The following is a 24,857-nucleotide window of genomic DNA, read 5'->3' as shown; positions in this document are numbered from 1 at the left end:
GGTGCTTTGAGTGTTAAAAAAAAGAAAAAGTGAAGATGGCACAATTTCACTTGAAGCATGTATAGTTGTTCCGATTTTTATTTTTCTTATACTTTTTATATATGGGTTTATTGTAATGTTTATGGGACAGCAAATGATAAGCCATTCTATGCTACAAAGTGCTGAAAGCCTTTCAATAGATTCTTATGGAACGGAAAAAATCAGAGATGAAGATGATAACCCAGCAACTGAATTGGTGATAACCTTTATGGAGAATTTGTTTACTGGTAGTTTTTCTGCAGATAGTATAGATTCTACCTTTGCATCTACTAAGCGTTGGTATGATAAGGATGCTGATGACTATAAGCATGGAAACAGAAATGAACTCTATGAAATTGATAAGAACGAAGTAATAAAAAATCGTTTCTTAGGATATTTAACTGGCGAATCGGACATAACAAAGGCAGAGGAAAAAGCTAAAGAAATATATAAGCTCATCGGAGTTGAGAATGAAGAATTAGATTTTTCTGAGAGTACGGTTGAAGATGGTGTTTTAACTATGGTTATTAAGTACAGACAAAAGTTTGTATTTGATTTTCAAGGTCTTGTTGGAATTGATAGACGGTTGACTATTAAAGTGAATATGTGGTAAATTATTAAGAGAATGCTTAAATAGGTTAGTTATTGCTTTAAGTTATCAATAACATTAACTTCGATTATGATAGGGGAGTTAGATATTTTATGATGGAAAATTTTTCGTATGAAAATCAAGGAACAAACACATATTTAAAGTTTGTTTTTCCTAAAAATGCAACACCTGATAGGCTGGCATTAGGAATGATTAGCAATAATAACATTGATGGTTTTTTGGCTTCTATTTATGGCTGTGCAGATGGTATTTCATTCATAAAATATAATATTTCGGCAAAAGTTAGCGTAAAACAATTTTTTACAGGTACAGTTAATAAAAAGAAGGTTATTGGTGTTCTAAAAGGCATCTTGACAGCTTTTATTTCTGCAGAAGATTATATGATTAATACTAATTATATACTTCTTGACTTAGATTGTATCTTTGTTAATGTTAGTACTTGTCAGACTGAAGTAATTTGTGTTCCTTTTAATGGTATTGCAAATGAAAATAATAATTTAAAAGATTTCTTCAGAAATATTGTTTTTACATTAAATTATGACCAAACAGAAAACTGTGATTATATTGCAAAGCTTATAAACTTTTTGAATAGTTCAGCTTCATTTTCAATTAAAGGCTTTAAAGAGGTACTTGATAGTATTGATGGTGGAAAAAATGATGCAATGAAAACAGAGGCTGTGCCAACTTCTGTGGCAGTTCAGAACGCTATACCTCAAAATGTTCAAAAAACTAATGTACAAGCTACACCAGTTATGCCAAAACCAGCAGAAACTACATATCAGGCACCAACAAGTTCACAGACTAATACAAGCGTAGGTTTTCAAGGTTCAGTTCAGAAACCTAAAACACCAAATAATATTGCAGCACCTGCACAAAGTATTACTATTCCACAAAAATCTCCTACTATGGCTAAACCGCAATCATCATTTGCTGTGCCAGGAAAAGTTCAACCAGAGAACGTTTCTCAGCAAACAACTGAAAGTTCTGAAAAGCCGATGAGTATGTTTTACTTATTGCAGCACTATAACAAGGAAAATGCTGCAATATATAAAGCACAAAAAGAGGCTAAAAAAAGTAGTGGTAAGAAACAAAATCTACAGCAGCCTCAAGCTCAACCGCAAATTCAATATACACAAGTACAGCAACCAACATCAACTTATAACCCTATGCCAGCACCCAATACGGTTGTAACACCTGCAAAAGTACCTGCTACTCAAGTGGCAAATAATAGTGCTGTTAGTAATAATGTGCCTATAAATAATTTTGCTCCAGTTCAGCAGCCTGCTAATATGGCACAACCTAATTTTGGAGATACAACAGTTTTATCAGGTGACAATATTGGTGATACGACTGTTCTTGGAAGTGATATGGGAACAACATATCAACAAGCTAAATCAGCATATTTGGTAAGAAAGAAAAATAATGAAAGAATAAAAATAACAAAAGATGTCTTTTATATAGGTAAAGAGAGAAGCTTTGTGGATTACTTTATAGGTGATAATCCTGCAATAAGCAGAAGCCACGCAAATATAATTTGTAAAAATGGTGAATATTTTATTGTTGATACTAATTCTACAAATCATACCTTCTTAGATGGACAGATGCTTACAAGTAATGTTGAAGCTAAGCTTGAATCAGGGTGTGAGATTACCCTTGCAAATGAAAAATTTACTTTTGAGATAGTATAATTTAAGCTTTCATTTTGAAAGGGTGTAAAATAATGGATTTTATGGTTTCAGCAGAAACTGATATTGGAATAGTAAAAAATACAAATCAAGATAGTTTGAGCGTTAAAATTATTGATACATATCAGGGACGAATGGCTTTCGCCATAGTATGTGATGGTATGGGCGGACTGCAAAAAGGTGAGGTTGCAAGTGCAACAGTAATAAAGGCCTTTGATAAATGGGTGAATGAACAACTTCCTATTTTGACAAGACAAACCCTTGACCAGTCAGTTATATTCTCTCAGTGGAAAGATATTATCTCAGGACAAAATGAAATCATAGGTCGCTATGGAGATTCACAAGGAATAAAGCTTGGTACAACGGTTGTTGCTATGCTGATAACTCAAAGTGAATGTTATATTATAAATGTAGGTGACTCAAGAGCATACATTATAAATGATGACATAAATCAGATAACACAAGATCAGACTTTTATTGCTCGTGAGATAGCACTTGGACATATGACACCTGAGCAAGCTAAAACTGATAGAAGACGAAATGTTTTGCTGCAGTGCGTTGGTGCATCTGAGAAGGTTTACCCTGATGTTTTTTACTTAAAATCAGATATAAACACAGTATATATGTTATGTTCGGACGGTTTTCGACACGAAATAACTCAAGAAGAAATATACACAAAATTAAAACCAGAATCATTGATTAGCAACAATATTATGACGCAAAATTCAAAAGACCTTATAGAGCTTAATAAGGAACGAATGGAGCGAGATAATATTTCTGTTGTGCTAATCAGAACATTTTGATTAAAAATTAGGGCAGCACCGCATAAATAATTATAGGAATTTTTCTTTATTTGTGTGGTGGTGCCTTAGTTAGTTTGTTTTTGAGGGATAATTATGCTAAAGATAGGGTCAATTATAGACGGAAAATATAAAATTCTTAACAAGGTAGGACAGGGCGGTATGAGTGTTGTATATCTTGCTATGAATGAAAAGGCAAATAAACAGTGGGCTATTAAAGAAGTCAGAAAAGATGGTGTAAAAGACTTTGAGCTTATAAAGCAAGGACTCATTGTTGAAACGGATATGCTTAAAAAATTAAGTCACCCAAGTTTGCCGAGTATAGTCGATGTTATAGAAGATGATAATACTTTTCTTATAGTTATGGATTACATACAGGGTAATCCTTTGAGCAAAACTTTGGAAGAGTATGGGGCACAATCTCAGGAAAATGTTGTTGAATGGGCAAAGCAATTATGCGATGTTTTAGGATATCTTCATTCAAGAAAACCCCCAATAATATATCGAGATATGAAGCCTGCAAATGTTATGCTAAAACCAGATGGAAGTATTACTCTGATAGATTTTGGCACAGCGAGAGAGTATAAGTCTAAAAATATAGCTGATACAACTTGTCTTGGAACAATAGGCTATGCTGCACCAGAGCAATTTGGTGGAATGGGACAGACAGATGCAAGAACAGATATTTATTGTCTTGGCGCAACTCTTTATCATCTTGTTACTGGAATGAATCCTTGTGAACCGCCTTATGAAATAAAACCTATCCGTCAGATAAACCCTGCACTTTCAAATGGTCTTGAAAAAATTATTATGAAGTGCACACAGCGTGACCCTGACGCAAGGTATCAATCTTGTGCGGAGCTTATGTATGACCTTGAGCATTTTGATGAGATGGATAATACCTATAGAAGAAAAATGAAATTTCGTTTGGGAATATTCATTACAAGTGTTATACTTACAATAGGTTTTGGTTGTGTAGCCATATGGGGTAACGCATCAGCCGAAAATATTAAAAGTAAAAACTACTCTTACATACTTTCAAATGCTAAATCTTTAGACGATTATTATAATGCAATCTTGACTGACCCATCAAAAACTGATGCTTATATTGAGCTTGTTAATTATCTGAGAACAGATACACTAACAAAAGAAGAAGCAGATGGACTTAATCAGCTTCAGGCTGGACTTGACAGAAAAAATTCTAATGGATATTCAGAAACGGTAAATGTTCTTGAAGAACTTAAAGAAAAAAATTATGATGGTTATATTGATGTATGCTATGAATTTGGAAATGCCTTTCTTTTTTCATCAGATACAACAAATGATAGAGAAAGATATGTTAATGCCTCAAAATGGTTTTCAGAGGCAAAGAATAAATATGAAATGGCTTCTATTTTTTGTGATATTGCGTCTTGCCTTCAACTTATTGACCAAAATCATCAGTCTACAATGGTACAGAAAGGTAAAGAACTTCAAGAATATAAGAACCTATGGGATAAGCTTACTAAGCTTGAATCTAAGATAAACGTTTTAGGAAAAACTCCTGAGGAAAGTGACACCAAGATAAATGTTATAAACAGTATAACAAATATAATTTATAATAATGCAAATGGTTTTGTGAATGCTATAAAAAATAATGGCTTGAGTTATAATGATATTAATACACTTCTGAGTGATATGAATTCAAGTCTTGCGGATATTGATGACTCTATATATAAAGAGCAAAAGCAACAGGTTAGTGCTATGATTTCTGATACTATGGAGAAATATAAAATAACAAGTGCAGAAAAAGGAAGTGGCAATGAATGACATATGAAATATATCAATATATCTTCTATGGCTCACTTATAATGTGCATAATTATGTTGGTTTTGTCTATTATACTCTTTTTTGTCTTTAAAATTCCTAAGATAGTCGGTTTTTTAACTGGTGCTACGGCACGAAAGGCAATCAAAAGTATAAATGAGCATACAGAACAATCAATGAGCCAAAGACTTAAACACAAAAAAGGTAAAGCACATAACGAAATTGATTTTTCGTCTTCTGGCAAACTTATGAAGAAGACAAATGTATCAATGGACTCGGATTCACCAGTAACTGAAAAGTTTAAGACGGCATCATTAGCACCTTATAATGAAACTATGGTGCTTAACCAAAGAGGTAATGAAACTACGGTTTTAGTGCAGATGAGTTCGTTAGAAGAAACAAGTGTTTTGAATAATAAGGCTGGTACTTATAATGGTTCAGAACCAAAAGAGTTTGCGGTTATATATGATATTACATATATATGGACAGATGAAATTATAAATTAGGAGGTTACCTAAATGAAAAATGAGAATAGTAAGGGAAAAGCTTTTCTCTTGTTATCAATGATTGCATTTTTTATAATGTCGGCTACATTTTTAGTAATGCCACTTATACATACGAATATTGATAGTGGAAGTAATGCTTATAATATTATCGTTGGTATTATCTTTTGGCTTACTTTAATCTTTGGTATGATAAGCCTATTCTTAGCTAGAAAAAATATAAATGGAATAAAAGAGGCAAAAAGAGGAATAGGTATTATAAAATTCTTTCAGAATAAAATTGCTGCCATTTTTGATATTTTGTTGATAATCAGTATTATAGGACTTATTATCTTAACGATTGCAACTGATGGTACATTATATATATGTTATATATTTTTTAGTGCAGTTACTTTTACATTTATTATGCACTGCATATTAAATGGTAAGATGTTTAATTGCTTGATTATAAATAAAAAAAGGAGTGAAGCTTAAGATGGCAGATAGTAATATTAAACTTAGAGATAGAATTGTTTCTGGTGTTCTGGCATTACTTATTCCAATACTTGGACTTAATATAGGAAGCTCGTTTAATTCAGCAGAAGCAGTTTCTTATAATGATGAAAGTACTAACAATCTAAGTGTTTCTCAACATAGCACTGAGAACACAGATAATAAAATAACTTTGACTTTAAATGCAATTACTAAAGGTAAAAGTTCCAATATTCCTGTGCCGAATACGGTTTTTAAGTATAAGGTATATGCTGATATAGATAAAAAGAATCTTATTTCTGATGAAAAGGTTGCTTATTCAGGCAGTAATGGTCAAGCAAAAATTGAATTAGATGATAATGGAACTGTATATGTTGATATAGTATCAGCTGACGCCTATGGATATATTTCAAGTGGTATAGATATGGTTGAAGTTCAGTCAAATACTGTTTCTAATATTATGCTTTATAAAGACAAGGGAGCATATTATTCAATCTCTTTAGAGGAACTTATATCTGAAGGCAGTGTAAATAAAAATGTTGTAGATTCCTCTAATTTTGAAAATAACAGCATACTTGTTAAACACTACATAACAAATGAAAATGGAAAATTAGTTCTTGATGAGCGTGGCAGTAAATATATGAGGTATACTGAAGGACTAAATAAGTATACAACCGAGCTTTATCAGAATGAAATATATGAATTTACACTCACATCTAGTGAATATCAAACCCAAACTGTGGTATATAACAACTTAAATCCTGATAATATTGAGGTTGCAGAAAGTTCATTAACAGGAAATATAGATAATTTTAAAGGTAAAAAAGTTTATGAAATACGACCTATAACTGTTGAAAAATTACTTGGTAATGAAAGTCTGAGGCTTGCATATAGGTTAGAAAATGGTAAAGAAAAAGAGTTTTCTTCAGCACTTGATATGATTTATAGTCATAGTATGGATATATATGTAAAACCAGATAACTCTAATAGTGAGTATTTAAGCAATATAACAGCAACATCTTCTAATGAAAAGATAGTTTCTGTTGTAAAAAATGGTTCATATATTAACCTTAACGCCAATAGTGTTGGTGAGGCTACTATTAATGTAATGGTGCCTTATGATGGAAAGTATAAGAAAAGTAAATTGAGCTTTAAGGTGACAGTAAAGAAAAAAGAAATAGGTAACGACAAGGTAACACTTTTAGGTATTCCTCAAAATCCTGAAGTAAATAGTAAAAGTAAACTTGATGTATCAGTTTCTACTTCTGAGAACATTGGAAAAATTACAAAAACATATTCTATATTAGATGTTACTAAGCTTGATGGAAGTGAGGTTGAAAAAGAATCATATGATAATTATGTTAGAATTGATAATGATGGTAATTTTACTTTCCTTAAAGCTTGCACATTTGAAGCAGAGGTAAATGTAACAAGTGAAAATTCAAATATTATTTTTGCACCAGTAAAAACAGGAACAATTACCATCAATAAAGCTAAATTAAGTTTAAATTTTGAAAAAGAAAACTTAAGCATTAAATATGGAGAAAAAGCTGAAAATAAACTAAATGGTTTTAATTCAGAATATGGTACTTTGACATATTCCTCGAGTGATAGTAAGGTTGCATCGGTTGATACGAATGGAAATGTGACTGGAAATGATATAGGAAAAGCAACTATCACAGCTGCACTTGATAGCGAATCATATGTATTTGGATATGATTCAGATGGCAGAGAAATCAATGAAGCTTCTTATTCAGTAGAAGTAGGAAAAGCAGACCAAGATATTTCTTATTCAAATAAAATGATTGAAATTGTTAATTATGGTGACGAAATAGAAATTAGCCCTACTTGGTTTAGTGGCATTCAAGAAAATGCGACATTATTAAATGCTGAAATTGAAGAAAACGATTATGTGGAATTAAGTGAAAATAGGATAATAGTTAAAAAGGCTGGCGATAATGCACAATTTAACATTAGATTTAGTTTTGATGAAACAAGACATTATAATAAATTTACTACTCGTTATTTTACAGTAGCTGTTAAGCGTGGGGACAGAAGCATTGATATTTTTGCTGGTAATAAGAAAATTACAGGCCATACACTTGAACTTAATTATGGTGAACAAAAACAATATCAGCTTTCGTATGCTTTGCCAAAAGAGGAAAATGTAGATGTAAATGTTAGTTATAATATTTACAAGCTTCATAATGGTGTTTATGAGAAGTTGATTGGCGAAGGAAAAACCTCAATAGACAATACAGGACTCATAAAATTTGCGGATAAAGATATTGGAAAATATAAGGTAACTATTAAAAATGCACAGGGCGAGTGCTATAATGAATCTAATGCAGAGGCATATATCAATCTTGATATTGCAAAATCAGATTCTTTATATTGTAATTATTCTAAGACAGATTATAATGACTGGTATAACACAACAAATGGTGTCACTATTACCCCTCCTGAAGGATATAAAATTAGTGATAATATGAGCATTAGTGACAGTAACTGGAAAGATGAATATGTATATACTAACAATGGAAAAAATCAGCATATTCAATTTTATGTTAGAAATAATGAAAATGGAATAGTTTATGGAGTAGAAAAAGAAAATATAAATATTGATAATACTAAACCTTATAATCTTGATATTTCTTATAAGAGCGAAAAAAATGTATATAATACTATTCTTGATTATATTACATTTGGACTTGTAAGCAGTAGAGATACAAATATTGAAGTAACCTTGAGTGCTTATGAGGATATTTCTGGTATAAAGAGTTTTTCTTATGAGTTAATACCTGAAGCTGGCAGAGAGCTTGACACAGAAAATAAGGTTAGTGAAAATGTTATACTCGATAATATAGAAACAGCGATAGATGACAACGGAAAGACCTATTATAAAGCATCATTTAAGATAGAGGCTGAGTTCAGAGGCGATATTAAGTTTACTGCAAAAAGTAAGGCAGGACTTGAAACAGAATACGATAAAAATGCTAAGATTATAGTTGATAATAGAAAGCCTGATGTTGATATTAAGCTCGATTCTGAGGCTGTGGCAACTAATGGACAGTATTACAATAAATCTGTTGTAGCCAATATTAGCATTTCTGAAAGCAATTTTGATGCGGACAAGGTTGATATTTTTATCAATAATAAGAAGCTTTCTGAAAGTGGATATAAACTTGAAAATGATGAATGGGTTAAGAATGGCAATACAGCAAAGATAACATGGACAAACTCAATTAAATTTAGTGAAGATGGAGTTTATAACATTTCTGTTATTGCAAGTGATGAGCTTGGACAGGTTTCTGATGAAAAAACATCAAGCTTTGTCATAGATGAAACAAAACCGATAATTTCTGTTGACTATTTTTCTGATTCTCCGGCTGTGAACGAAAAATTCTATACAACAAAAATTAGAGCAAAGGTATCAGTTGATGAAGTAAATTTCAGAGCCGATGATATTATATTTGAGCTTAAAGCACAAGATGTTACACTTAATAATATAAGCGATTATGAAACAGTTCTTAAAGAATTGAATGATACACTTCATAATGGAGAGTGGATTTCTGATGGAAATAATCATTATATTGAAATTGAGTTTAACGCAGATGCAAATTATAGTTTTACATTAAATTATACTGACCTCGCAGGGAACGATGCTGAGGAAAAGTATAATTCACCTGATTTTACGATTGACCAAACACCACCAACAAATCTTAATGCCAAATATTCAGAGGAAAAGAACTTCTTTGAAGAAATTATTGATAATATTACATTCAATACCTATTATTATAAGGATAATGTAACAATTAAATTTAGCGCAGATGATATGACTTCTGGTATTGATTCGATTGATTGGGAATATCAAAGACAGGTCGGTTCAAGTGATTCGTCTGTTGCTGATGTAAGTAAGCACTTTAAAAAAGAAGATGTTACATTCTCTGAAGATGGAAAAACTGGTGAAGTAACAGTTGAATTGTCAGCAGAGGAAAGCAAACAGTATCGTGGAACGATTTCGTTTACAGTTACTGATATGTCAGGAAAAACAGCAACTTATCCAGTAGAAAACAAAGATGAGAGAATAACTGTTGTTGATAATATTTCACCGACAAGAAGTGTTGAATATCAAACAAACAACTTTGTAAAGTCAATATATGCAGATAGCTTTAAAAATGCTACATATGATATGAAGTCTGACGCTAATAATTATAGACTCTATTATAAAGACGATGCCACTCTTAAATTTACAGTTAAAGAGGCTAACTTCTTTAGCGAGGATATTAATCTATATGATAATGGTAAGTCTATAAACTTTAGCGAAAATTGGCAACAAAATGGTGATGAGTATACAAATACGCTTACCCTAAGTGATGAGGGAGAGCATATTATTAAAATGACATATACGGACCGTTCAACTAATGAAATGAAGTCGTATGAGTCGAATGTTATAATTATTGATAGGACAAAGCCTGTTATAGATGTTCAATATTCTCCAGAAAATAAAATTTCTGATGCAAATAAAAATGTTTACTGCAATAAACAGCAGACAGCAACTATTAAAATTACTGAGCGTAATTTCCGTGCAGATGATGTTGCAGTAACAGTTAGTGCTAAGGACGCAGGTGGAAATAACATCAAAGTAACTGACTATGCGGCATATCTTTCGTCAAGAGATAGCTGGAAAAAGAATGGAGATACATATACAGCAACAATAAAGTATTCGGTAAATGCAAATTATACTTTTGATATTTCTTATTCTGATTTAGCTTCTCACTCTGCTGGTAACTATAAGCAGGATAAATTTACAGTTGATGAATATGCCCCAGCAACTTCAAAGATGAAAATTTCATATAGTAAAGAACTTAATTTCTGGGAAAGTGTATTAAATGGCATTACTTTTGGTTATTACGCATATCAGAAAGATGTTACAGTTACTTTGACAGCGGTTGATGATATTTCAGGCGTTGAAAGTATGACATGGACATATACAAGAGAAAATGGTTCAAGTACTACTAAAAATCTGAAAAGTGATGGCGGAACTATTAACCGTGAAAATATGACAATTACATCAGATAAGAAAATAGCAACTGCAAAATTCACTCTTACAGCCGATCAATCAAAACAGTATAGAGGAAAAATTTCCTTTACTGCAATTGATAGGTCCGGAAATCCAAGCAATGTAAAGAATGATAGTAAAAATAGTATTCTTATAGTCGATAATATCTCACCAACAAGAAGTGTTGAATTTAGTAAGGCTGATAGGATTGTTACTGCATCTGATATGAATGATGTAAGTAATTACAACTATGGTACAGAAGGAAATTTATATAAGCTATACTATAAGGACAGTGCAACAGCTACTATTAAAATTACTGAGGCAAACTTCTATTCAGAAGATGTTAATATAGAAGTTAATGGCTCAAAGCAAAAGCTGAATAACTGGAAACAGAATGGCGATACTTGGACAGGCAGTCTTACACTCTCAAAAGAGGGAGAGTATATCATAAAGATTAGTTATATTGATAGGTCAAATAATAAGATGAAAACTTATACATCGAATGAGATTATTGTTGACCATACTAATCCTGTAATCAATGTTGCATATTCTCCAAATAAGGTTGTAAATACTGCTAATGGAATTAAATACTATAATTCTGCACAGATAGCTACTATTAGTGTTATTGAGCGTAATTTCAGAGCAGATGAGATTGCTGCAAATATTACTGCGGTTGATGTTAATGGAAAGGCTGTTGGTGTTGAGAATTATGCTCAATACCTTAGCAAGAGAAGCAACTGGATAAAAAATGGCGATGTATACACAGCAAATATTAAATATTCGACTGATGCTAATTATACCTTTAAGATAGAGTATGAGGATTTGGCTGGAAGAAAAGTGCAGAACAATGTTGAGGATAAGTTTACAGTTGATAAGACTGCACCTAAAAACTTGAGAATATCATATAGCCAGAATGTTTTTCAGAATGTGCTTAATTCTATAACATTTGGTTATTACAATGCACCTGTTACTGTTACTATTTCAGCAGAAGATGATACTACAGCTATTGGAAAATTTGTATATAGTTATTTGAAGGATAATAATTCAAGTAATGTTAATGCACAGCTGCTTAATGAAGCAATAAGCAGGGCTGATATAAAGAGAAATGGCAATGTGAATACTGCAACATTCAAAATTCCAAAATCAGTTCTTGATGCTCAGCATCAGTATAATGGTACTGTTAAATTTACAGCATATGATATGTCACAAAATGATAGTGATAAATCAGATACTAAGAAGATAATAGTTGATAATATCAAACCTGAAATAGATGTAACTCTTAATAAACCAATATCAACAGCAGATGGAACAGCTTATTATGATGGTAAAATAGATGCCACACTAAAAATAAATGAAGCTAATTTCTATTCTGAAGATGTCAGGGTTATGGTTTATGATATAAACGCAGAGCGTACATTGAACCCTTCAGTAAGCTGGACAGATAATAGTTCAGATTTACACACAGGTACTTTCTCGATTGATAAGGACGGAAAATATCGTATAGAGGTTGAATATACAGACCGTTCAAAGAATAAGATGAATAACTATACTTCTGATTATCTGGTTATTGATACTAAGAAACCAAGCTTAAAGGTTACTAATATCAAAAATAATACTGCTAACAAGGATAAGACCTATGGCTTTACTATTGAGGCAAGCGATACTAATATTGATTATAATAGCTTTAAGCCAGTTCTTGAAGCACTTATGATGACAAGCTCAGGACAATTTACAAGAGAAAGCATTGACCTTAGCAAGTATCTCAGAAAAAATAGCAGTACATCATATTCATATGTTGTTGATAATCTTAGTGATGATGCAGTATATACACTTAGCTGTTCTGTTGCAGATATGTCTGGCAATAAGACAGACAAGATTCTTCTTGATGATGGCAAGACATATGATAATGCAGAATTCTCTATAAACCGAAATGGTTCAACCTTTAAGATTGATGAGAATACACAAAAGCTTTTAGATAACTATTATGTTTCAAGCGTTGATAATGATATAGTTATTCAAGAGATAAATGTTGACCCGATAGAAAATTATGTAGTTAAGCTTAACGGAACAGCTCTTAAAGAAAATGAGGGATATACAAGCTCTGAAACTACAGATGCTTCTAAGTGGTGCGAGAGAAAATATGTTATAAGTTCATCGTTGTTTGAAAATGAGAGCGATTACGATATAAAAATTGAATCAACTGATAAGGCTGGTTCTGTGGCTTATAGCGATTTGAAAGGTCTTGAAGTTAAGTTTGTAGTTGATAAGACTCCACCTACACTTATAGTCAGTGGTATAGAGGATAATGGTCGTTATCAGGTAAAGGAGCAGAAAGTTACAGTTATTCCTTCGGATAATGGAGGAAAATTGGGAAGCTTGAGAATAGTTATTCTTGATTCTAATGGCAAGGAAATAAATGTTTTGTTTAATAAATCTGGAGAGGATTTATTAAAATATCTGAGCAGTAATAATGGCAAGGTTGAATTTAATATTCCAGAAGGTTTTGAAAACCAAGTCGTATTTTACTGTGATGATTGTTCGGTAGGTTCAAATGGACAGTTTAATGAAAATAAGAAAATTATTTCAAATATAACTGTTTCACCGAATAATTTCGTTATTTTCTATGCTAATAAGCCAATGTTCTATAGTGTAACTATTGGTGGTTCTGTTTTGATTATCGGTATTATTGCAGCGATTGTTCTTATTGTTCGTAGAAAAATGAGAAAATATATATCACAATAATATTGGCTTTATAAAATAACACCCCATTTATCGGATAATTTCTGATAGGCGGGGTGTTGCTATTTTGGAGGAATTTATGAAAAAATGGTTGTTTTTCGATGTCGGTTCTACACTTATAGATGAAACAGAATGTGAAAAGCAAAGAATTATTGATACTATCAATGGGAGTTCTATTAGCTATTATGAATTTTATCATAATATGGAATATTATGCTTGTTGTAATATGAATTTCTATAAATGTGCTTTAGAAAGATGTGGACTAAAGAAAGTCCCTTGGAAAAGTGAACTTGAAACTATTTATCCACAGGCAGATTATGTTTTAAATTATTTAAGTGTAAAGTATAATCTTGGAATTATTGCAAACCAAAATAAAGATTTATCAGAAAGGTTAAGACAGTTTGGAATATATGATTACTTTAATATAGTTGTTTCTTCGTCTGATATTGGTTTTGCAAAGCCTGATGAACGGATTTTTAAATTTGCATTGAAGCAGGCAAATTGTCCGGCACAAAATACTTATATGATAGGGGATAGGCTTGATAATGATATTATTACTGCACAGCATATAGGAATGAGAACAGTGTGGATAAAGCAAGGATTTGGAGGATTGGGAAATCCTGACAAGCTTTCAACATTTCCAGACTATATTGTTGAAAACTTATCAGAACTCTTAAATCTACAATTTTGAGTTTACAAAAAAGTGGTTACAAGCTTTTTAGGCTTGCAACCACTTTTAATTTATTATTTTACAGCGAACTGCGATTGAATATAGACATTATAGAAATCTGAGAAGAAGTTTTCTCCGAGAGAAATTTCTGTTTTCTCACCAGTTTCCATATTTTTGAGCTGTGCTTTGCCACTCTCAATCTCACTATCGCCGAGGACTATGCTGAACTTTGCTCCGATTTTATCAGCATATTTCATCTGTGCTTTAAGGCTTCTGCCTACAATATCACATTCAGCAGAAAGTGATGATGAACGAACTGTTTTTACAAGCTCAAAGGATTTAAGCTGTGCTTTTTCGCCTAAGCCTGCAATATAAATATCACAGGTTGGTGCGGCTGGAATTTCAATGCCTTGAGCTTCAAGCAAGAGAAGAAGTCGTTCGATGCCGATTGCATATCCGAGAGATGGTGTGTGCTGACCACCAAGCTCTTCGATAAGTCCATCATAGCGACCACCGCCACAGACTGTACCCTGAGCACCGATAGATGAGGAAACAAACTCAAAAACTGTGCGTGTATAATAATCAAGTCCACGAACGATAGTTGGGTTTACAGTATATTCTATACCAACGGAATCAAGACACTTTTTTACACCCTCAAAGTGCTCTCTACAATCATCACAGATATAATCAAGAACAGTTGGAGCTTTTTCTGCAATTTTAGAGCAGATAGGACTTTTGCAGTCAAGTATTCTCATTGGATTTTTCTCAAGTCGGGAAAGGCAGGTTTCGCAAAGCTCTGATGTGTGTTCTGCGAAATATTCTTTAAGGGCTTTGTGATAATTTGCACGACAATTTGGACAACCAATAGAGTTAATTTCAAGGTTTAATCCCTTAACTCCAAGACGCTTGAATATCGAATCTGCTGCACATATAACTTCAGCGTCAGCAAAATATGAGGCTGCACCGTATACTTCCATACCAAACTGGTGAAATTCACGAAGTCTGCCCTTTTGAGGCTTTTCGTAACGGTAGCAAGATGTAAAGTAGTAAGCCTTGATAGGATAGCCATCATTATATACACCGTGTTCGAGGATAGCTCTTGCTGAACCAGCTGTACCCTCTGGACGGAGTGTGATTGAATCTTCGCCCTTAGTATTAAATGTATACATTTCCTTTTGGACAACATCTGTTGTATCACCAACTGAACGCTGGAAAAGCTCTGTATGCTCAAAAACAGGTGTACGAATTTCCTTGAATGAGTGAGCATTGGCTTCTTCTCTCATTATTTTTTCGATAAACTGCCACTTATAGCTTTCTTTTGGCAGTACATCTTGAGTTCCTTTTACACTTTTAGTAATTAAATCCATTTTCTATCTTCCTTTATGTTCAAAGTTATTTGCTTGACTTTTAGCATTTTAGAGATTATAATTAGACAGTACGGAGGATATTCGCAGTAAGCGGTTCTCCCAAAATCGTGTTAAAAGAAACACCGACATTTTGGAAGTGTGGCGGTGTTTCTTTTATTTTATACTAAAAAGTAAAGAGTGATAATTTCAGTCAACATAATGACAAACTGAAATAAGTTCGCTGTATGTAACTATATTATCACCTCCCTTATTCAGGGAGAACCGCCTACCGTATGTGCGAATATCCTCATACTGATAAGTATACACGATATAATAATACCTGTCAATCGTTCCTTATATTAAAATAAATAACTGCGTATCCTTAGTTTAAGGAAACGCAGTTATTTTAGTTTGTAGATATACGCTACATTTATTGCAGAATTTCCTAATACTGCTTGTATTAATAAAATATTTATTTCTTAATTCAATTAAGATTTTACGATATTACGCCAATCAAGGTCACCACGCTCAAGACCATGGATAAGAACTTCACCAGTGGCAATATTTGTTGCAACTGGAATATTGTGCATATCACAAAGGCGAAGAAGGTTTATATCGTTTGGTTCGTGTGGCTTTGGATTCTGTGGGTCACGCAGAAAGATAAGCATATCAACTTCATTGAATGCAATTCTTGCGGCGATTTGCTGGTCACCACCCTGAGCACCGCCGAGAAAACGCTGAATCTCAAGACCAGTTGCTTCTGCTACAAGCTTGCCTGTCACACCTGTTGCACATAGGGTATGTCTGCTTAGAATACCACAATATGCGATACAGAACTGAACCATAAGTTCCTTTTTTGAATCGTGTGCAATAAGAGCTATATTCATTAAAAATTACCTCCTAAGAGTTTAAGTTACAATTTGTATATAGGGCTTATTTTATTTCGAGAGGAACATTCTCTCCGTCCGCCCTTGCGGCAAATCGGTTAAAGGCATAGACAGCATCAGAGTTTCCTTCAATAGGTTTGCCCTGTTGAGAAAGTGCTGACGCAGTAAAATCTTCTGGAATTACTGCTATAAGTCTTGCACCTGCTTCGTCAATGACTGCATCTAAATCTTCGTAGAGATTGGCTTTTCTGAATTTTTTTTCAGAAAATTTGTTGATTACAAGTCTTATATCTGTTATTCCTGCCGATTGAAGGTTTTCTCTGACCATAGAACAGCCACGGGCCGAGAGCGGGTCTGCGTTACAGACGAGGAATGCTCTATCCGCAGGAGCGATAGCGGCCTCAAAGCCTGAGCCGATACCTGCGGGGCAGTCGATAATTATATGGTCGTAATATTTACGAAGAATATTTGTAAGCTGTCGCATAAGATAGGGGCTAAGCTCATCGTGAACGCTCTGCGGAGCAGGCAGCACATAAAGCTCTGCCATATTTTTGCAAGGATAGATAGCACTCGCAGGCGGACAGCTTCCGTTAATAACATCTGCTATATCAAAGACAAGGTCACTGCTGACACCAAGCATAAGGTCGATGCCACGCATACCAGCGTCACAATCTATAAGCAGAACTCTGTTTCCACGGCGAACAAGTGCCGCCGCTAAACCTACGGAAACCGTAGATTTTCCTGTTCCTCCTTTGCCGGAGGTTATAACTGTTACCATTCCCATTTTGCAATACCTCTTCTAACATTTTAGCACAATCTAACGCAAAAGTCAAAGATTTTTTTGTAAATTTTGTAGGTGCAGATATAAATTTTCTTTGATGTCAATATACATAGTTACTAATATATATTATTTTGTTATAAGATAAACTCCACCTGCTCCGAAAATAAATCCTGCTATACAGGCAATCATAATATAATTATTTGGTATTCCCGGAAAAATTTCTATTACACAAGTAAGCATTAAACCCATTATTATAAGGTGTGTCGGAGCGAGAAAATGCTTGATTGTGAAGCTAATGATTTTTGATATAAACAGACAACCTATAAAAAATCCGAGAAAAATAAAAAATAAGTTTAGTAAATCAAGGCTGATAATTGATGAAAGTATGGAATTATACATTCCAATAAAATATAAGCTATGCGAAAGACTTATTCCTGGAATAAGTATAGCTATTGCCGATACTATACCACTTATAAACAGCATTCCATAGATTTGAAAGTAATCTGTTGGATTGATTATGGGGTGATTTTTAGGTAAAAAATTAAGAGCATAAGCAAGTCCTCCGCCAAGAATTATCCATAAAAGATAGAGAGGTTTGAATTTTTTGATTTTTCCTCGGCGGTAAATTGACGGCAGAGAACCAATAATTGCACCAATAAAAAGGTATATCATAGGGTATTCAAATTTTTGCATTAAATCTAATATTATCTGCGAAAACAGGAGTATCCCAACGACAATGCCTGCTACAATCTGCAAAAGCAGTAGAAAATTATAATTAAAGTTTTTGAATAGCTTGCCTATTGAGTGTATAAGCTTATCATAAAGACTAACTATATTTGCCATTGCTCCACAGTTTATACCACCAACAAATATTGTAGAGCCGATTATAATTCCACCGAAGATATTTTCAATAACCTCTTTAATATAGAATAGCGGTCGTTGATGGATATGCTTTTTAGTTGTGAAATTTTGAACTGCCCTATCAGGCATTTTTTGCGGTATGCTATTGCCTCGTGCCATAGGTTCAGCTCCTAACAAATTATTGTCAATATTTAAAAGTTACTTTTATATAATAGTAGTTTCTTGGCGAGCGAGCAAAGCTTGCCCATATATATTGGGAAAGCTCAATTATTCATTAAGTGCAATTTCAATTCCAACAACACCATATTGCTTTTGTTTTTCTGGAGTGTAATATTCGTTCATATCTTCAGGATTCGCAAATTCATTATCTTCATAACCGATAGAAGCTTTATCAAAATGCTTGTAAAGCTCTGCGAAGCTTTCATATTTATGTAGTGCTAAGACTGTAACACTTATTGTTTCGCCATCTTTAAGATTTCTAAAGATAATTTCATCGCCAATATTAAGCTTTCTGCGTTTTTCGTCATAAAGTCTAAGCTCAATATTTTTTCTGCCGTTTTTAATCATATTGAACGGCTTATTGTTTAGTTTCATTTGATGTATTTTCACTAAACTCACCACCATAAATTTATTTTACCACTTTATTGGAAAATCTTCAACATCTGTAATATTTTCGAGCTTTAGAAGGAATTTAAGTTTATCTACTCCTCCGCCATACCCCTTTATAATGCCTTTTGCACCGACAACTCTATGACAAGGGATAGCTATTACAATAGGATTTTTGTTATTCGCCATTCCGACAGCTCTTGCCGCACAAGGCTGATGTATTTTATTTGCAATGGTTTTATAGCTTGCTGTTTTGCCATAAGGAATTTCTGTTAATGCTTTCCAAACTGAAAGCTGAAATACTGTTCCAGAAGGCTTTAGTGGAAGATTAAATTCTTTGCGTTCACCGTTGAAATATTCTGCAAGCTGTTGCTTGGCTTGGCTTAAAAGTTCTGTTTCGTTTTCGCAAGAAGCTTCAAGAGTTATCTCGCCATATGCAATATTAGTTATATAGTCGTTTTCCTCAGCAAGAGTCATTTTACCAAGAGGAGTTTCGATAAATATATAGTTTTTCATATTTATACACCTTTTTTATCAATGTATTTTTGAATTTCGGCAAGGAAGATTGAACCGTAGCGTTTTAGCTTATTATCGCCGATGCCATTTATAGATAAAAATTCTTTTTCGGTTCTTGGCTTAGTGCCTGACATTTCTCGCAGTGTTGCATCTGAAAATACAACATAAGCAGGAACACTCTGTCGCATAGCGATATTTTTTCGCAAGACCTTTAAATGCTCGAAAAGCTCCTTATCGGGAATGACTTCCTCTTTGGTATAGCTTTCAGTTTTGCGGATTGGTTTTATAATTTCTGAATAGTCATCGTTTGCGTAACCCTCACATACACTGCAATTATTGCAATGCTGGGGTGCATACTCACCGAAATAATTAAGCATACGCTTTCTAAGGCAAACTGTTTTTGAGGTAGAGTAGAAGGTCATTATTCTTAGCTTTTCAAGCTCTTCTTTAAGAAAAGCTTTTCTTTCTTCGGGAGTAAGACTTTCGTTTTCCTCACTGCCTTTGTTAATCATAAATTTATTAAGAGAAACATCTGAACCGCTATAAAGTAAGATGCATTCGGCTTTTTCACCGTCACGACCTGCACGACCAGCTTCTTGATAATATTGTTCAATATTTCTTGGCATATGGTAGTGTATTACAAAGCGTACATTTGGCTTGTTTATGCCCATACCAAAAGCGGAGGTCGCAACTATAATTTTAACTCTGTCATATATGAAGTCGTCCTGATTTTTGGTTCGTAGTTCATCGGACATTCCTGCGTGATAGGGTAGAGCGTCTATGCCATTTTCAGAAAGTGTTTCACATAATCTTTCAACTATTTTTCTTGATGAGCAGTAGATTATGCCTGATTCATCAGAATTTCTTTCAAGATAATTTAATATCCAGCTTTCTTTGGAGAGAGGTTTATAAACGGCAAAATGAAGATTTGGTCTGTCAAAGCCAGTTGTAAGCTCAAATGGCGAATGGAGCTTTAGCTTTTCAGCAATATCTTGTTTAACAAGGCTTGTTGCTGTTGCAGTAAAGGCGGCAACTATTGGGCGATAGGGCAGAAGCTCTATAAAATCTGAGATTTTTGTATAGCTTGGTCGAAATTCGTGTCCCCATTGAGAGATACAGTGAGCCTCATCTATTGCAAGAAGTGATATATTTGCATTTTTAGCGAAATCAATAAAGCTATCGGTTAGAAGTCTTTCCGGAGCAACATATATTATTTTATATGTACCAGCCTTTGCCCTTTCGGTGGCAAGGGCAAGCTGTCTTGGTGTAAGTGAGCTATTCAGATATGCCCCTCTTATGCCCATTTCTATTAGTGAGCGAACTTGGTCCTGCATAAGTGAAATGAGCGGTGAAACGACTATTGTTATTCCGTCAAGTGCAAGGGCGGGAACCTGATAGCATACAGATTTACCCGCCCCAGTTGGCATAATCGCAAGAACATCACGATTAGCAAGTATTGAATTTATAATTTCTTCTTGACCTGCACGAAACGAATGATAGCCGAAATATTCTCTTAAAATATTATGAATATCAGTCATTATTGTCCAGTATCCTCCAAAAGAACTACTGATACGCTAAAGCTCTTAGCTTTGCCATCAGAATTGAAGTTTTTAAGTCTGAAAAGCTTTATGCTTATTCTATCACCAGGCTTATGTTCATCTATTGCATCAAACATTGATGAAAGGTCTTTGATGGTTTTGCCATCAATTTCTGTGATAATGTCGCCTATCTGAACATCAGAACTTGAAAAAGCATTTTCTTCTGATAAAGATTCGATTTTGACACCAACTGGAGTATCATTTTTCTTAGCAGCATAGGTTGACCATTCTGATGCAGTAATGCCAAGGTAAGCTCTGCCCTTGACATAGCCATTTCGGATAATATTATTAACTATGCTTATTACTGTATTGCTTGGAATGGCAAATCCCATACCTTCATATTCCTCAGAAACAAGCTTAGATGTATTTATTCCGATAATCTGGCTATAAGAATTGATTAAAGCACCACCTGAATTTCCTGGATTGATGGCGGCATCAGTTTGAATATATTTTACAGCACTACTTGAGCTTATAGTTCTGTTTATTGCAGAAATTGTACCTTTTGTAAGTGAATTTGAGAATTGCAAGCCGCCAGGGTTGCCGATAGCATAGGCATTTTGTCCGATAGTTACACTATCAGAATTTGCAAATTCTGCGACTGGAAGATTTTTTGCATCAATCTTTACAACAGCAAGGTCAGTACGCTTATCAAAGCCAACAACTGCACCGATATATTCTTCATTGGTGCTTAGCTTAACAAGAATACCAGTATCTTTTGAGTCATTTATTACGTGACTATTGGTAGCTATATAACCATCACTGCTGATTATGATGCCAGAGCCTTCGCCAGATTCTGTTATTGTGTAATCTGTTCCTGCTGGATAAGAAATTATTCCAACTATACTTGGTGAAACCTTATTATAAATTGTTACAGCCTCATTATTATCACTATTTTCGGGTGTTGATGCAGCCTCAATCTGAGGACCGTTAGGGTTTGCGGAAGCATCTGGTGCTTGTGATGTCTGAAGCCACGAATTTTCTGGAACATAATAAGAATATTCGCCTGAGGAATCATATTTTATGCTATCATCTTTGTTAGAATAATTTATTTTTATACTTGCGATAGTGAAACCTATGGCTGTACTTGGAATGACAACCGCAAGTGTGATTGCAAGAACTTTCAGACCCTTTCTCGTTCTGTACCTTCCATTCGACATAGGAAGCGGAGGAGTATATGGTGTGGAATATGGCGGTTGATATTGTTGATTATAGCTGAGATTTGGTTGATTTGAAAAGGTATTCTGTTGCTTGGGGTAGCTTTCTGTTGAATGAGGATTTTCTGCTTGATAGAAATAGCTGTTATTAGGTTGATATTGTTGGCGGTATTGCTTAGTAGTATTTGTATTTTCTGATGGACCGCTATATTCGTTATCAACATTATAATGAGTTTGAGGAGAACTAAAGCCTTCCTTAATATCATTATGGTTATTATCTTGTGGAAGCTTTTGTTCTTCCTGCGGTGTGGACGGTTCGGAGCCTGGCTGTTTATACTGCCAAGAATTTTGGTTGAAATCGTCCTCTCTGCGTTCATCGCTCATTTTTCTGAATCTCCTTTTTTGAAGGGAAGTTTAGCATTTTTATTTTCAAGCTTTGAGACTTTATTCTCGTGTCGAGATTTCTTAGGTGTTTTGCGTGGAATATAGAAATCAAAGCGACAATATTTATTAATTTCACTTGAAACAGTAATTTTACCACCGTGAAGTCCGATAATAGTTTTTACAAGATAAAGTCCTAAGCCCATACCCTTCTTATCAATGCTCCTCGACTTATCTGTTTTATAGAATTTATCAAAGACAAGCCCAAGGTCGTTTTTGTCAATGCCATGACCGCTATTTATAATAGCAAATTCGGTTTTGTCTGGCAGGTCATTTATGATAAATTGAATATATCCATTTTCATTAACGAATTTTACGGCGTTTTCTATAAGGTTATAGACTACCTGATGAATAAGGTCGGCGTCACCATCAATATAAACGCTCTGCATATCTTCAAGTCCACGAATTTCAATATTCTTGCGTTCTATCTCAGCCTCGAAGGTTACAAGAGCGGAAATAAGCGTAGAAACAAAATCGAAATTCTGATAATTTAGCTTTAGTTCGCCATTATCAATTTTAGAAAGGTCGAGCATAGAACGGACAAGGCGTGAAAGTCTGCGAACCTCGTCACTTACTATTTTTAGATAGTAATTTTGTTTTTCTGGCGGAATAGTTCCATCAAGAATACCATCTATAAAGCCTGCTATGGTTGTCATAGGAGTTTTAAGCTCGTGTGAAACATTTGCTATAAAGCTGCGGCGAATGTTTTCAGATGAACATAGTGATTCTGCCATATTATTAAATTCATCTGCAAGCTGACCAATTTCATCTCGTGATTTTACTTTAACCCTTGTGCTGAAATCGCCTTGACCAAATTTATGTGCGGCAAAGGCAATCTGACGCAGGGGCTTGACCATATAATAGGTATAAATACCAATGGCGATAATTGCAACTGCAAAGGTTATAAGTGCAGAAACAAGAAATATATTGAGCATAAGTGAGGTGAACTGATAGTATTCGGAGGTATCTGCAGTTGTGAAAGCTATACAGACAAGCTGATTACCGATATAAACCGGCTGACCGTAGATATAGTGATTTTGCTTGAATACTCCGCCGAGGTCGGTTTCGTCATAATATTTGTCATTAAGAATAGTTTTTTTAACAACTTCATAGTCAATGAATTTACCTTCAGTAGCATATACGGCATTGCTATTAGCAACGATGATTTTTCCGTTGGCATTGACGAAAAATACCTCACCACCGATATTGCTTGAAATAGTTTCCATAATATCTTGCAGAGCAATACTTTCATCAAAAAAATAATCTTGCTTGATAGAATCTTGTAATCTTATGTATCTTGTGCAAAGTGACGCAAGTGAGGATGTATTTTTGCTCATAGTTTCCATCTTATTATTTGTCCAATATTTTGTCAGGACGCTCATAAGAATAAAGCCTAAAATCAAAAAGCTGAGAAGTATAATGACAAAGCTTATTGCAAGATATTTATGGAAAAGAGTACTTTGTCCGTTAAGCTTAAATTTAATCTTTAGCTTCAAATTTATATCCAACTCCCCATACTGTCTTTAATGCCCATTTATCAGAAACACCTTCTAACTTTTCTCTAAGGCGTTTGACATGGACATCAACTGTTCGTGAGTCACCGTAGTAATCAAAGCCCCAGACCTCATCAAGAAGCTGGTCACGAGTGAATACTCTGTTTGGATTGCTTGCAAGGTGATAAATAAGCTCAAGCTCCTTCGGAGGAGTATCAATTTGAACTCCATTAACTTTAAGCTCATAGTTGGTGAGATTTATAGAAAGCTTATCATATTTAACAAGCTTGATTTCTTCTTCGACTTTGTCGCCGCCTGTTCTTCTGAGAACAGCTTTTATTCTTGCTATGATTTCCTTAGCTTCAAATGGCTTTACTACATAGTCATCTGCACCAAGCTCAAGACCGAGAACCTTATCGAAAACTTCACCCTTTGCAGTGAGCATGATAATTGGCACTTGTGAAGTCTTTCTGATTTCACGGCAGACATATAGTCCATCGTGAATAGGAAGCATTATATCAAGCATAATGAGGTCTGGCTGTACTTCTTTGAATTTTGTAAGGGCTTCTTGGCCGTCATTTGCAATTTCTATATCATAACCCTCTTTTTCGATATAGAGCCTAAGAAGTTCACATATATTTTTATCGTCATCTACTACTAATATTTTCCCTTTTGTCATAGTTTCTAATCCCCCTCATATTTGAACAGCAAAGCTGATTTTTTATTTATATTGTTTACTGGTGAGTATGGCGGAATTCTATTGCCATATACATAGAATAAATTATAGCATAAATTTAAATAAATTTAAAT

At 34.0% G+C, this 24,857-nt stretch carries 18 protein-coding genes; 8 read left to right on the top strand and 10 right to left on the bottom strand.

Annotated features, from left to right (window positions below):
- The first annotated feature begins 10 nt into the window (after positions 1-10).
- From C9914_RS04230 to C9914_RS04195, 8 genes are all read left to right on the top strand, one after another.
- On the top strand, positions 11-631 hold the full coding sequence (locus C9914_RS04230; protein ID WP_106763594.1) for a TadE/TadG family type IV pilus assembly protein: 621 nt from the start codon (positions 11-13) through the stop codon (positions 629-631).
- 89 nt (positions 632-720) lie between these two features.
- Entirely contained in the window at positions 721-2,316 is a 1,596-nt protein-coding gene (locus tag C9914_RS04225; protein WP_106763592.1) for a DUF6382 domain-containing protein, read from the top strand.
- A gap of 32 nt (positions 2,317-2,348) precedes the next feature.
- On the top strand, positions 2,349-3,116 hold the full coding sequence (locus C9914_RS04220) for a PP2C family protein-serine/threonine phosphatase (protein WP_106763591.1): 768 nt from the start codon (positions 2,349-2,351) through the stop codon (positions 3,114-3,116).
- Positions 3,117-3,209: 93 nt separating this feature from the next.
- Entirely contained in the window at positions 3,210-4,922 is a 1,713-nt protein-coding gene (locus tag C9914_RS04215) for a serine/threonine protein kinase (RefSeq protein WP_106763589.1), read from the top strand.
- The gene (locus C9914_RS04210) at positions 4,919-5,425 is read left to right on the top strand and encodes a hypothetical protein (RefSeq protein ID WP_106763587.1); all 507 of its coding nucleotides are present in this window, start codon (positions 4,919-4,921) and stop codon (positions 5,423-5,425) included. Before C9914_RS04215 ends, C9914_RS04210 begins: the two co-directional genes overlap by 4 nt.
- Positions 5,426-5,437: 12 nt before the next feature.
- Complete coding sequence (locus tag C9914_RS04205) at positions 5,438-5,896, top strand: hypothetical protein (RefSeq protein WP_106763586.1); 459 nt, start codon at positions 5,438-5,440, stop codon at positions 5,894-5,896.
- A gap of 1 nt (position 5,897) precedes the next feature.
- Positions 5,898-13,697 carry an Ig-like domain-containing protein gene (locus tag C9914_RS04200; RefSeq protein WP_106763584.1) on the top strand — a complete coding sequence of 2,600 codons (7,800 nt, stop codon included), beginning with the start codon at positions 5,898-5,900 and terminating at the stop codon, positions 13,695-13,697.
- A gap of 76 nt (positions 13,698-13,773) precedes the next feature.
- Positions 13,774-14,385: an HAD family hydrolase gene (locus C9914_RS04195; RefSeq protein ID WP_106763582.1), complete on the top strand. Its 612-nt coding sequence runs from the start codon at positions 13,774-13,776 to the stop codon at positions 14,383-14,385.
- Positions 14,386-14,438: 53 nt separating this feature from the next.
- Here the strand turns inward: C9914_RS04195 and hisS are convergent, their stop codons facing one another.
- From hisS to C9914_RS04145, 10 genes are all read right to left on the bottom strand, one after another.
- Complete coding sequence (gene hisS, locus C9914_RS04190) at positions 14,439-15,731, bottom strand: histidine--tRNA ligase (RefSeq protein ID WP_106763580.1); 1,293 nt, start codon at positions 15,729-15,731, stop codon at positions 14,439-14,441.
- Between the two features lie 467 nt (positions 15,732-16,198).
- A complete protein-coding gene (gene mgsA, locus C9914_RS04185) occupies positions 16,199-16,597 on the bottom strand; it encodes a methylglyoxal synthase (RefSeq protein WP_022265340.1) in 399 nt (132 codons plus the stop codon).
- A 46-nt stretch (positions 16,598-16,643) separates the two neighbouring features.
- A complete protein-coding gene (locus C9914_RS04180; RefSeq protein ID WP_022265339.1) occupies positions 16,644-17,381 on the bottom strand; it encodes a nucleotide-binding protein in 738 nt (245 codons plus the stop codon).
- A gap of 123 nt (positions 17,382-17,504) precedes the next feature.
- Positions 17,505-18,398 (bottom strand): undecaprenyl phosphate translocase family protein, encoded by an 894-nt coding sequence (locus C9914_RS04175; protein WP_106763578.1) that lies wholly within the window; start codon positions 18,396-18,398, stop codon positions 17,505-17,507.
- A 108-nt stretch (positions 18,399-18,506) separates the two neighbouring features.
- The gene (locus C9914_RS04170; RefSeq protein ID WP_207654832.1) at positions 18,507-18,848 is read right to left on the bottom strand and encodes an ASCH domain-containing protein; all 342 of its coding nucleotides are present in this window, start codon (positions 18,846-18,848) and stop codon (positions 18,507-18,509) included.
- A gap of 24 nt (positions 18,849-18,872) precedes the next feature.
- The gene (locus C9914_RS04165; RefSeq protein ID WP_022265336.1) at positions 18,873-19,361 is read right to left on the bottom strand and encodes a methylated-DNA--[protein]-cysteine S-methyltransferase; all 489 of its coding nucleotides are present in this window, start codon (positions 19,359-19,361) and stop codon (positions 18,873-18,875) included.
- A 2-nt stretch (positions 19,362-19,363) separates the two neighbouring features.
- On the bottom strand, positions 19,364-20,899 hold the full coding sequence (locus tag C9914_RS04160) for a RecQ family ATP-dependent DNA helicase (RefSeq protein WP_106763576.1): 1,536 nt from the start codon (positions 20,897-20,899) through the stop codon (positions 19,364-19,366).
- On the bottom strand, positions 20,899-22,497 hold the full coding sequence (locus C9914_RS04155; protein ID WP_106763575.1) for a S1C family serine protease: 1,599 nt from the start codon (positions 22,495-22,497) through the stop codon (positions 20,899-20,901). The genes C9914_RS04160 and C9914_RS04155 overlap by 1 nt, the downstream gene beginning before the upstream one ends.
- On the bottom strand, positions 22,494-24,050 hold the full coding sequence (locus tag C9914_RS04150; RefSeq protein WP_022265333.1) for a sensor histidine kinase: 1,557 nt from the start codon (positions 24,048-24,050) through the stop codon (positions 22,494-22,496). The genes C9914_RS04155 and C9914_RS04150 overlap by 4 nt, the downstream gene beginning before the upstream one ends.
- Positions 24,034-24,726: a response regulator gene (locus C9914_RS04145; protein WP_106763573.1), complete on the bottom strand. Its 693-nt coding sequence runs from the start codon at positions 24,724-24,726 to the stop codon at positions 24,034-24,036. The genes C9914_RS04150 and C9914_RS04145 overlap by 17 nt, the downstream gene beginning before the upstream one ends.
- Positions 24,727-24,857: the final 131 nt, after the last annotated feature.

This window comes from Pseudoruminococcus massiliensis (assembly GCF_900291955.1).
Classification (GTDB): Bacteria; Bacillota; Clostridia; order Oscillospirales; family Acutalibacteraceae; genus Pseudoruminococcus; species Pseudoruminococcus massiliensis.
This window is presented reverse-complemented; position numbering and strand designations above follow the sequence as displayed.